Source organism: Calothrix sp. CCY 0018 (assembly GCF_963920925.1).
GTDB lineage: Bacteria > Cyanobacteriota > Cyanobacteriia > Cyanobacteriales > Nostocaceae > Rivularia.
Genome location: NZ_CAWUDI010000003.1, coordinates 96,408 through 108,398 on the forward strand (window position 1 = coordinate 96,408; position 11,991 = coordinate 108,398).

General features: G+C 38.7%; 9 protein-coding genes and 1 pseudogene. 4 read left to right on the plus strand and 6 right to left on the minus strand.

What is annotated here, in order from left to right; all coding sequences use genetic code 11:
• Positions 1 to 318: 318 nt before the first annotated feature.
• Together ACM03V_RS03060 and ACM03V_RS03065 are read right to left on the minus strand one after the other, a co-directional pair.
• Positions 319 to 1,203, minus strand: coding sequence for a leucine-rich repeat domain-containing protein (locus ACM03V_RS03060; RefSeq protein ID WP_414619282.1), 885 nt, complete (start codon positions 1,201 to 1,203; stop codon positions 319 to 321).
• 133 nt (positions 1,204 to 1,336) lie between these two features.
• Complete coding sequence (locus ACM03V_RS03065) at positions 1,337 to 5,344, minus strand: magnesium chelatase subunit H (RefSeq protein WP_414619283.1); 4,008 nt, start codon at positions 5,342 to 5,344, stop codon at positions 1,337 to 1,339.
• Between the two features lie 394 nt (positions 5,345 to 5,738).
• Here ACM03V_RS03065 and ACM03V_RS03070 point away from each other — a divergent pair, with 394 nt between their 5' ends.
• A complete protein-coding gene (locus tag ACM03V_RS03070; RefSeq protein WP_414619414.1) occupies positions 5,739 to 5,828 on the plus strand; it encodes a nuclease A inhibitor family protein in 90 nt (29 codons plus the stop codon).
• 177 nt (positions 5,829 to 6,005) lie between these two features.
• On the opposite strand, the gene ACM03V_RS03075 is transcribed toward ACM03V_RS03070, so the two are convergent.
• On the minus strand, positions 6,006 to 6,665 hold the full coding sequence (locus ACM03V_RS03075) for a Uma2 family endonuclease (RefSeq protein ID WP_414619284.1): 660 nt from the start codon (positions 6,663 to 6,665) through the stop codon (positions 6,006 to 6,008).
• Between the two features lie 143 nt (positions 6,666 to 6,808).
• A pseudogene (locus ACM03V_RS03080) lies at positions 6,809 to 7,039 on the minus strand (hypothetical protein); the annotation flags it as partial.
• Between the two features lie 127 nt (positions 7,040 to 7,166).
• Between ACM03V_RS03080 and ACM03V_RS03085 the strand changes: the two are divergent.
• Complete coding sequence (locus ACM03V_RS03085; RefSeq protein ID WP_414619285.1) at positions 7,167 to 8,429, plus strand: lipid-A-disaccharide synthase; 1,263 nt, start codon at positions 7,167 to 7,169, stop codon at positions 8,427 to 8,429.
• Positions 8,430 to 9,186: 757 nt separating this feature from the next.
• On the opposite strand, the gene ACM03V_RS03090 is transcribed toward ACM03V_RS03085, so the two are convergent.
• Together ACM03V_RS03090 and ACM03V_RS03095 are read right to left on the minus strand one after the other, a co-directional pair.
• On the minus strand, positions 9,187 to 10,056 hold the full coding sequence (locus ACM03V_RS03090) for an inositol monophosphatase family protein (protein WP_414619286.1): 870 nt from the start codon (positions 10,054 to 10,056) through the stop codon (positions 9,187 to 9,189).
• Between the two features lie 34 nt (positions 10,057 to 10,090).
• The gene (locus tag ACM03V_RS03095; protein WP_414619287.1) at positions 10,091 to 10,477 is read right to left on the minus strand and encodes a hypothetical protein; all 387 of its coding nucleotides are present in this window, start codon (positions 10,475 to 10,477) and stop codon (positions 10,091 to 10,093) included.
• 624 nt (positions 10,478 to 11,101) lie between these two features.
• On the opposite strand from ACM03V_RS03095, the gene ACM03V_RS03100 reads away from it, so the two are divergent.
• Positions 11,102 to 11,764 (plus strand): M23 family metallopeptidase, encoded by a 663-nt coding sequence (locus ACM03V_RS03100; protein ID WP_414619288.1) that lies wholly within the window; start codon positions 11,102 to 11,104, stop codon positions 11,762 to 11,764.
• The gene (locus ACM03V_RS03105) at positions 11,754 to 11,978 is read left to right on the plus strand and encodes a hypothetical protein (protein ID WP_414619289.1); all 225 of its coding nucleotides are present in this window, start codon (positions 11,754 to 11,756) and stop codon (positions 11,976 to 11,978) included. The genes ACM03V_RS03100 and ACM03V_RS03105 overlap by 11 nt, the downstream gene beginning before the upstream one ends.
• Positions 11,979 to 11,991: the final 13 nt, after the last annotated feature.

Genomic DNA, 11,991 nt, shown 5'->3' on the forward strand with positions numbered 1-11,991 from the left:
TGGGTTACGACACGATAAATAGATTCTCGTTTCAAGTCAAATTTAATTTCGTGTCTAACCCAACCTACAACTACGGTAATAGTACTTCTGAGATTGTAGATTGTAGGTTGGGTTAGGTGCTAGAAGAAAATAATTTTTAACTCAGAATTGATATTGCACCGTAACCCAACATCTTCATTATCGGTGTTATACAATATCTTACATTTGAGGAAGAAAAATTTTGTTTGTTCACAACCGTGATGTTGGGTTACGACACAAGGGGATAAATTCTCGTTTCAAGTTCAATTTGATTTTCGTGTCTAACCCAACCTACTTAATTCAATATAAAATTTCAACTTGTAATTTAGACGCACTTTCAGGAAGCCCATTTAAAGGATTATCATAAGCATCAATATCAGATTTGAGTCCGCTTAAATTACCAATACTTTCTGGTAATTGAGTTAATTGATTGCTAATAAGGTTTAAATGTTCTAAATTTCTGAGATTGCCAATGCTTTCTGGTAGGTATTCTAATTGATTATTACTTACATTCAAATAATTTAGATTCCTTAATTGACCAATACTTTCTGGTAAAATCTTTACATATCCTCCTTCAAGGTTTAGTTCAACTAATTTATGCAATTTACCAATACTATGAGGTAATTGATATAAGTGATTGTTGTCGCTAATGATTAAATGTTTTAGATTAATTAGGTTCCCTAAGCTTTCAGGTAATGAATGAATCGCTGTAGCATTAATCATGAGATGCTTTAAAGAAGTAAGCTGTCCGATGTTATCAGATAATTTTTCTAATTTAGCAAGACTACCTCTGCAACCATTAAGCACGAGTTCATCAAGATTTTTGAGTTTACCAATACTATCCGGTATCTCTTTTAAATTTCGTAAGTCAACTAATTGTAACTCTTCTAAATTTTTAAGATTACCGATACTGTCAGGTAGATATTCTAAACTACAATCATAAATTCTAAGCTCTTTCAAGTTACATAATTTGCCGAGAGTTGCTGGAATTTCTTCAATATAAATAATAGCAAGTGATTCATTTAAAATTGCTAATTTTTCTAAGCTGCATATATCTCCTATAGATTCGGGAATTATATAACTTTTATGAGATGAAAAATTTAAGGTTAGTTCCCTATCTTTAGACTCTATAGCATTTTTAATAACAAGCTCCAGTTGTTCTATGCTTTCTATACGATAATTCATAATTAAATTCAAATAAATTACATTCTAACCACCTCATTATCCCCTCCGCGCAAACCTCCGCGCCCCTCTGCGTTAAAAACAAAAAAACCCGCACAAACGGCGGGTTAAAAAAAACTAAAAATTAGATTTCTACCTACTCAATCCCCTCAATTTTATCCTCAACTTGCTGATACAATTCCCGCAACTTATCCAAGTTACTTTCATCTGTATCCCAGTAACCTCTACCATTGGCTTCCAACAGTGAAGTCACCATTTTTCTAAAGGAATGCGGATTTAAGTTCAACAACCTTTCCTGCATTTCCTTATCTTTCATAAAGGTTTCGTTGGTATCTTCATAAACCCAGTTATCAACTGCATCCGCTGTCGCACTCCAACCCACAGTATTAACCAACCGCTTAGATAACTCCCTCACACCTTCGTAACCGTGAGATAACATCCCTTCATACCACTTCGGATTCAATAATTTAGTCCGAGAATCCAAGCGCACGGTTTCTGACAAAGTACGTACCTGAGCATTTGCTGTAGTAGTATCTGCCATATACGCAACTGGCTTTTTACCATCTTTCCGCAAGCTGGCTACTACTTTTGTCGGATCGGAGTCGTAGTAGTGGGAAACGTCGGTTAAGCTAATTTCCGAAGAATCTAAATTTTGGAAGGTGACATCAGCGGTTTGTAAGGCACTTTCAAAGATTTCCCGTGAGTTTTCCATCATTCCGGGATTATCTGCGGTGAATGCAAAGGATTTCCGCTTCAAGTACATTTCCTGCAATTCACTTTCTTCTTCCCAGGTGCTGTTTTCTACGGCTAAGTTGATGTTGGAAGAATATGAACCACTTGCATTTGAAAATACTCTTGTAGCAGCTTGACGCAGGTTAATACCCATTTCTTCCGCTTGCTTCAAAGCGTGTTTCCTCACAAAGTTCATTTCTAAGGGTTCGTCGGCTTCTGCTGCCATTTTCACGCCTTGATCTAACAGGTTCATTTGGTTAACAAACAAGTCGCGGAATACCCCAGAACAATTAATTACAACATCAATTCTCGGTCTGCCCAACTCTTCCAAAGGTACTAATTCTAACTTGTTCACCCTTCCCAATGCATCGGGAACCGGACGCACGCCTACCATCCACATTATCTGTGCTAGTGATTCCCCGTAGGTTTTAATATTGTCGGTTCCCCATAATACACAGGCTATAGTTTCGGGATATTCGCCGCCGTTTTCCCGCATTTGTCTATCTAACAATCTATCGACAACGACTTTCGCGGATTTAACCGCTGCCATTGTGGGGATTGATTGCGGATCTAAAGCGTGGATATTTTTACCTGTAGGTAAAACGTCGGGGTTGCGAATTGGATCTCCTCCTGGCCCCGGTAAAACGTATTCTCCTTCTAATCCTTTGAGTAATGCACCTAATTCGTTATCGGCGCAAACTTGTTTTAGGCAGAATTCCAAGTATTCAAATAACGGTTTGAGGGCTTCCTTATCAACTTTGGGATAACCTGCTTGATGCAAAGCTTCTACCCAAGGTTCTTTTTTGCCCATGTTGAAGAAATTCAACTTGGAAACTAGGGATACTCTACCTTCTGCGTCGATTTGGGCTTGAACTAATGCGGTAACGGTTTCGCGGGTAGTTAAGGTGATGTGTTGTAGCAATTCCACATCTTGTAATATACCTTTGTCGCTGTTGCGGTAAATTTCTTCGATGTCGCGATTGATACTAGTAGCAATTATCCTGGGTAAGCTAATTAGTTCTGATTCTTCTCGGTCTAACTCAGCTATATTAACCAAAGTAGCGATTGCTTCCTCTGCTGTGGGAGGTTTTCCGACAACGTGTAATCCACATGGCAACAGTCGCGATTCTATCTCCATCAATCGACGGTAGACGCTACCAACGATGTTATCGCGCTCCTCTGCGGACATTTCCTTGCAACTATCAGGTAAATCGATATCTTGATCAAGGTTTACCATCCGGGCTTTATCCATGATGGTATCGACGATCGCAACTCCCCTTCCAGTATCTTTGAGGGTTTGGTATGAACCAATTAGTTCGCTTAATTCTTTCAAACCTTTATATAAACCGGCGTTTTCTGCGGGGGGTGTTAGATAAGAAATCGTTTCCGCGTAGCTGCGACGTTTGGCAATTGTGGCTTCACTAGGGTTGTTGGCAGCGTAATAATACAGGTTGGGAATCGTACCAATTAAACTATCGGGATAACAATCACCCGACATTCCCATCTGCTTTCCGGGCATAAATTCCAAGGAGCCGTGAGTACCGAAGTGCAGTACCGCATCAGCACCCCAAATTTTTTCCAGGTAAGTATAGTAAGCAGCAAAACCGTGGTGGGGACTTGCAGAGCGGGAGAATAACAACCGCATCGGATCGCCTTCATAACCAAATGTCGGCTGTACACCAATAAATAAGTTACCGAAATGCTTCCCGTATACTAATAAATTCTGTCCGTCGCTGTTCAAATTTCCTGGAGGTGGCCCCCAATTTTCTTCCAAACGGTGAGAATATGGTGTTAATTCTTCATATTCGGGAACCGACATCCGATAAGCAACATTTAGCTCAGGGCTTGCATACTGTGCTTGTACGTCGTGGATGACTTGTTCCATCAACTCTTTGGCGCTGCCGGGTAATTCGGGTAAATCGTAACCATTACTTTGTAAGGCTTTCATTACCTCGTAGATCGAACCGAATACATCTAAATATGCTGCGGTTCCGACGTTACCTTTATCTGGTGGGAAGCTAAATACAGTAATCGCCACCTTCTTATTTAACTTGGGCTTGCGGCGCAAATTCGCCCATTTCATTGCTCGTTTTGCAACTGCTTCAACTCTATCTTGCAGAGCGATCGCCTTTCCGGTTGCGCCATCTTTACCAGATAAAATTATCGGCTCGATCGCACCATCTAATTCGGGTATGGCAATTTGTAAAGCCACCTGAATCGGATGCAATCCCAAATCGCTTTCCATCCATTCTTCGGTAGTTTGGAATACCAAAGGCAAGGCAACCATATACGGACGATTTAACCGCTTCAACGACTCAATCGCCTTCGGGTGGTCTTGTCTGGCGGGGCCACCAACTAAAGCAAATCCTGTCAAAGATACTACAGCATCGATTAAAGTAGTACCTTGCTTATCACCTTTATTTAACGTAGAAGTTTCATAAAAATAAGCATCTACTGGCTTAGAAAAGTCCAAACCGCCAGCAAAAACCGGAATTACCCTAGCTCCCATCGCTTCCAATTCCTGGACAATTGCCACATAATGTGCATCATCACCAGTTACCAAATGCGTGCGCTGCAATACTAAACCAATGCAAGGCGCTAAGGGATCTTTTAAATCGTCAGAAATATCTTTGCGGCTGCTATACCAGTTGAGATACTCCTTCACATCCTCAAACATCGTTGTCGCTAAAGGATGCCAAACTCCCATATCGGGATACACAACCGGCGCGTGATACTCTTCTACAGACTTAAAGTTGCTTTTATCTACATCTTTTAAAACATATTTATCAGCCAGCATTAACAGGAAGTTTTCCAAATTATCGGCAGAGCCTCCCAACCAATACTGAAAACTCAACATGAAATTACGAGCATCTTGAGCCTTTTCAACCGGCAAATACTTTAATACAGAAGGCAAAGTCCGCAGCAGCTTTAACATACCATCTTGAAAAGAGGCACCGGATTTCTCCTTGCGCTTCTTCATAAAGCTCGCGATCGCACTTTTGGACTGTCCCAAATTCGCCAAGGAAAAACTACCCATCTTATTCAGACGCATAACTTCCGGCATCGAAGGGAAACATACAGCCACATCAAACTTATGGCGATGGGGCTGCACCGCTGCAACTACCTTCTGAGCTAAATCTTCAATAAAAATAAGTGAAGCGATAAAAACATTCGCAGTTTCTACATCCTTCTGGAATTGTTCGTAATTCTCTGGCGAACGAAGTTCCTCAATCAAATAACCGCTGATTTCAATAGCAATATTGGGGTGATTATCGTTTATAGTCCGTACCGCTTGCGATAAAGCACTTTGATACTGGGACTCTAACACGACATAGACCACCTTAATTAAATGTCGCCCTTCGAGGTTATCAGGCTTGATATGTCTAATGGTGGACTTGACGTGAGTAAACATACGTTTCCTCGCTCCTATGATGCGTGTTCTCTGGATTCGGCATTAAGCATTAAATGTTTTTTATCAGAAATTGCCTTCTTATGGGCGTTTTATCGTCCATCTGACACAATTCGATAAATTTAAACAATTTTAGCTTTACATTACTTTACGTTTTTTTGGTGTGCTTACTCACATTTAGTAAACTATTTGTAATATTGTTGGTTGGTTATTTGGTTATTGATGAATATATTTTTTAACGCAAAGGGGCGCGGAGGTTGGCGCAAAGGGGTGAGGAGGTTTCTTTGGAGAAGATTGTCGGGAATACAAGGAAATTTCTTATGAAAGATATAGAAAAATTCTTCTGAAATTATCCAATATAGTTAAAACTCGTTTCAAAGAGACTAAAATTTATTGAATTGGTGATGGTGAGATTGATGTTTATATAGTTGGGAAAATTAAAACCAGGGATTGGATTGGTATTCGTAGTCGGTTGATGCATACGTGATGAAATTCGTTAATTGAATTAAACCTGGCGATTGAAATCGCGGCTACACAAACGAAACCCACCTGAGCCGCACCGCGAGCGGTGAACGTGGGTTATCAAATTCATTAATCCACGCAGGTGGATTTTGCCTATGTAGATGCGGTTTCAACCGCCGGATATTATAAAATTATCTTTAATCTAAACCGTATCTGGATCTACACCCAATTCCTTCAATTTATCTTTCAACCTTTCGGCTTTTTCTTCACTTTCTTTAAGTGCTTGCGCTAATTCGCTTGGTGCTAGTAATTTCTCTCCGGTATCTTCTCTATAAAAAGCAATTAATTCCGATTCAACTTTTAATTTAAGTTGCAAAGGTTCGCTTCTGCTATCGGTAATTTCTTCGTAAACTTCTTTCTTTAAACGATAACCTTTTAATTTATTTTCAATCCACTCCCCTTTCGGGTCGAACAACCAATATTCTTTAACACCCAATTGTTCATAAAGCGTTTTTTTGTAACCCGTATCTTTTTCCTTGGTTCCTTCCGAGGTAATTTCAAATATCACCGCAGGTACTTGTTTTTCTTCCCAAATTTTATAATTATCCCTACCCCCAAAAGCAACGTTGAAAATTACCATTACATCAGGTGCTACTCTGAGTCTAGGAAAACCTTGAGCGTAATATAAAAATTGGTCAGCTAAAACAGTGGCTTGCTGTCCCTGCAAATACTGCTTTAATATTTCTAAGGTTACAAGAATTGCATATAAATGAGCGTAGGTTTCTGCCAAAGGTTTACCGTCAGAGCTTGGGTAGATGATTTCAATATCGCTTTGTTGGTTTGCTGATGCGAGAGATGTCATGGTTTCACCAGCGGATAGTAATGTAGTTTAATTTTAATATAGGAATTTAGTTCGATAATCACTGCTATAGATTAGAAAACTTTTCTACCCCCTCTACCCCTTCTCCCCCTCCCTAACTTTACCCATAAATTTTAAATTTACGACTACCCTTCCCTCACCATCCAAACCAACATTCCCAAAATCACTTCCACCGGGGGAACCGGATAATCCTGTAAATCAATATTTAATATCTGCCCTGACAATTTAAGAAACCTCCAAGCAGTACCACTAGTAACGCTTCCATATATAGTAGTAATCGGAATACTATTTTGTTGATTGAATATCTGTGCTGCTACCATTTCCGCCGCACATTGTCCCAAACCCGACTTTAAATCGCCGTCACAAACCCTACAAGAATAAAGGTTTTAATATTTGTAGTGCGAGCAAGAATACCATCTCGCAAACTTCTATTGATAATTGATCATTGATAACTGATAACTGCTCACTACTCACTGAAAACTGATGTTTGATATTCTTATTCTTTCCAATGGCCCCGGAGAAATCACAACTTGGGTACGTCCTGTAGTAAAATCGTTACGCGATAAACTCGGTAATAACCGCGACAAAATACGCATTTCCGTTGTTTTATCCCCTTGTGCCAACGCTAGCGGTAAGGAAGCTGGCATTGCTCTTTCTTATCCTGAAGTTGATAGAGTCCAATCTGCTAAAAATTTCTTTCCTTTTCTACTCACCGGGAAAACTGCCGATAATTGGGATTGGAGAGAAAAAGGTGTTGTTCTATTCTTAGGTGGAGATCAATTTTTCCCCGTAGTAATTGGTAAAAGGTTGGGTTATCGTACTGTAATTTACGCTGAATGGGAAGCACGATGGCATTCTTTAATTAATAGATTCGGGGTGATGAAACCGGAAGTCGCTGCCAAGGTTAATCCAAAATATGCTGATAAATTTACCGTTGTTGGTGATTTGATGGCGGAAGTTTCTGCCAGAGAGGGGGGAGAGGGGGGAGAGGGGGGAGAGGGGGGAGAGGGGGAAGAATTAATTGGAATTTTACCTGGTTCTAAAGCTGCTAAATTAGCTCAGGGTGTACCTTTGAGTTTGGCGATCGCACAACAGATTCACAACAAACTCCCACAAACAAAGTTCTTCATCCCTGTAGCGCCAACTCTAGATTTACAAACTTTGGCTAGTTTCGCCGATGCACAAAAAAATCCAATGTCACAATACTTTGAAAATACATCGGCAAAGTTAATAGATATAGATTCCAAACAACCATTATTAGAAACTACCACGGGTTTACAAGTAAAACTATTATTAGAACACCCGGCTTACGATCTGTTATCTAAATGCAGTCTTTGTTTAACTACCGTCGGCGCTAACACTGCCGAACTTGGTTCTTTAGCTGTACCGATGATTGTTTTACTGCCTACTCAGCAATTGGATGCAATGCGCTCTTGGGATGGTATACCTGGATTACTCGCTAATTTACCTTTATTTGGTACTAGTTTCGCGAAGTTGATAAATTGGTATTTTCTTAAACGTAAAGGTTTGCTTGCATGGCCGAATATATGGGCGCAAAAAGAAATTGTCCCGGAATTAGTAGGAAAATTACAACCGTCGGAAGTCGCCGATATTGCGATCAATTATTTGCAAAATCCCGAAAAATTAGCTGAAATACGCGATAATTTGAGAAGTGCTAGAGGTGAAGCTGGTGCTGCTGCTAAGTTAACTCAGTTGGTATTTGAAGAGTTAAATCACCAATTATAATTACCTAATAGATATTCAATTTACTCAAAGCTGTTTGAAACAACTTTGAAAATTCCTTTATATTCGATAATCCATCGTTCGCTATTCCCGTATAATCGAAATACTTATTATCGGTAAAATACAGCTTTATTTAAACAACCTTCCACCTTATATATACAGAAACTGTTTTAAACGACTTTGAAAACTCCTCATATTCGATCATCTATCGTTCTCTATTTCCGTATAAAAGAACATTGTTTGCGGTACAATACAACTCTAATAATTTTGATGCAACTAAATAAAGCCAATAATCCGATTTTCAAATATTATTCTTGCGATTGATAAGAATAACAAAAGCTAAAACTGTAAATTTGGTCAAATATTCCTGACATTTGAAAAACGCGGTTACGATTTGACAAGGGTTTCAGACTACGGTAAATTAATAATATGTGGCGACGTATGTCTAAAAATTTCACCAAGCTTATAACCTTTATAAACTCGTTGGTTAAATTAAGGTTGAAACAGACATTTACGGCCAACTTAATATAAACATGATTTGCCATTTTTCTTACGGTTGACATAAAGTTTAAAAGATGGAATCAATAAAAAATATCTTTAGTGAATCCTTTAGATAAATTGCGATTGTTAAGATTAGATGCTTTGAGAATATTGCAAGCGTCATCTTAAGCAGCGAGGTTTCTAGTTAAGTTTTAGCGCTAAACACAAGCACTTATAAAACATATTTAGATATTTCCGTATAATAGAAGTATATTACCAATTACCAACTACCAGAATCATTCTGAATCGCTTCGAGTAAATCTTGATGAACAGATTCGGAAGTTGCGATGATTAATCCCGGTAATTTGTAATCTTCGCAGGTATTTAGTGCAGGTAAAGCAGAACCATCTAAACTAGTAACAATACAACCTGCTTCTCTAGCAAGAAAAGCTAAAGCACCACCATCGATAAATTGACCAAATCTTTTGACAGCACCACTAATTCCACCAGAGAAAATAGAATTGAGATTGGGCATTTGTATAGAGCTAGAATAATCTTCGACTGCATTAATTACCTGATATTTATCAACTAATGCAGTAGTGAGAGAATTCATTGACGAACCTAATAGTATTGTAGGTTTAGCTATCGAATCAACTTTTAATGGAGTGCATTGTGATAAATCCATATCTAAAGTACCTTTAAAAGCACCTTGATTTCTGAGAGCGTAGAAATAAGTATTTTGGTTAGGGGAGATAGCAATTACAGCTTCATAATCATCTGTATTTAAGATACTGAGAATAATTTGATAATTAGAATGTCCATCTATATAGTATTTTGTGCCATCAATGGGATCGAGAGTAACTAAATAATCATCTTTCTCGCCAAAATCAACAGCACGAAAATATTTTGTATTGGGAGAGCTTTTATATTCTTCCCCGTAAAAACGAATATCTGGGAAATTGCCTAATAAAGCAACTTCTACAAAATTTTGAATTGCCAAATCCGCTTCAGTCAAAGCAGCAGAAAAAAAGCTTTCCCCACCATCTTTGTCAGGAAGTGCTGCGATTTTCGGTTGCAGAAAACGAGCATAACCCGCTGCTGCTTTTAAATGTGGTAGTAAAGTTTCTACAATAATCCGAGGTGATGCCATAGAAGGTAATTGGTAATTGGTAACTGATAACTGTTCACTGTTCGCTGTTTTCCCCGTCTCGTCTGCCTAATTCATAAACTCCGCAACTCATACAGGCTAGAATTCCGGTACTGATACCCCAACTACCTCCCAAACTGATTTCTATAATCCAGTTAGATAAGGCACCAAATATTAAAAACGGGATGATACTAAAAATTGAAGCATAGAAAGCATTTTGTGATTCTCTTGCTTTGCGAGTTTTTTCAAATTCAGTCTCACTGGTATACATAAATCGCTCGGCAAAGTTAAACCAGCGGTTTAGCTGCTTTGTTACCCATTCGCTAAGCGGGGAAAAACCAAGGTACAGTGCCAAAGACCATAAAGTCGCTCCAGCAATGGCTACTGTATTTATGTCGAACCTGAAAGGGAATATATCTAACATGGTTTGGGAAAATGCTCGAAATTATTTAATTAACTTGCAAGCCTAATATTATCGGCCATAATAATTCTTTTTAAAGATAAATTTTACAGTATTTGTGGCGATTGGTAAAACTTCTCTGATAAACCCAGTGGGAAGGATTTAGTCCAAATTGTGCGGATACCCCGAATGTTGTTAGACGTACTTTTTTAAACTGTTTGTGTGGATGGGGAACTTTACTGCTGCTGATTAATACTTAGTTATAGGTTAGTCCACAGAAATATCAAGGGTTATACGTAAAAATGCATAAACATTTTTCTCTAGAATACGCTGCACCTTAATTACACTCATGAAGTCAGCGATTGCTTTTTAATTCTTGCGTATTATCCCTTTCAAATATCATTTTTAGCCAAGAATTATCAAGATATTTTTGAGCATTTTTACTGAAGACAATTATATCTAAAAAACTTTCAAAAAAGCATAAAAATAGTTACTTGACATTGGTATATCCACAAGTAGGATAATGCAAATATTGGGATGTATATACAGAAAATACAGTTTAAAACTAAATTTATAGTAGTTTTGAATTTGACCGCAATATTACTATTGACTAAGTAAATTTATAAGTACAATTAGAAGTATCAAAATATGAATAAACGAATACTCAATCTCAAAGTTTTAGGATTTATTCTTGTAAGTTTAACAACGATATTACCTAGCTCAAATACGGTGAAAGCTGTAGAGAAAAACTCTACATTATACGCTACAAATAACGTCTGGTCATCAGCTTCTTTCCCCGTCGAACGTTTTCAAGCTTACACATCCCCTTTCGGATATCGTCGTAGGGGTAGTCGTGTGGAGTTTCACAACGGTTTAGATATTGCCGCGCCTCAAGGTAGCTACATCCGCAATTGGTGGGCAGGTACGGTGATTCAAGTAGGCGATCGCGGTGCTTGCGGTACCCATATCATCGTTCAGTCGGGTAACTGGAAACACAGCTACTGTCATATGAAAGGAAGGGTAGAAAAATCAAACGGTACTCTTTATATGGTTGACCGCGCTGGTGGTATTAAAATTGCTCAAGGTCAGCAAATACCCGCAGGATTTAGAATTGGACGTATCGGAATGACTGGACGCACTACAGGTCCTCATCTTCACTGGGTACTCAGATACGATCAAAATTATATTGACCCAGCACAGGTTCTTCAAGCCATGTATTCCAAGCAGCAACTCACCAACACATCAAATATTAATAGCTCTCAACGCTATCAAATCAAACTTGAAGAATCGAAAGCGATCAATGAACAGTAATCAGTTATCAGTTAACAGGGAACAGTTATCAGGTAGGAATAATCTTGCAATAGACATCTTCGGAAATGAAAAAAACCTCTCTCCAAACCTCTCTCCTACAAGGAGAGAGGCTTTAAAACCCCCCTTCCCTGCTCCGGGAAGGGGGGCAGGGGGGTTAGGTCAATCTGTAAATTTAAAACCATATAAATGTTTTCCGGAGATGTCTAATGAATAAATCGCAAAAATGA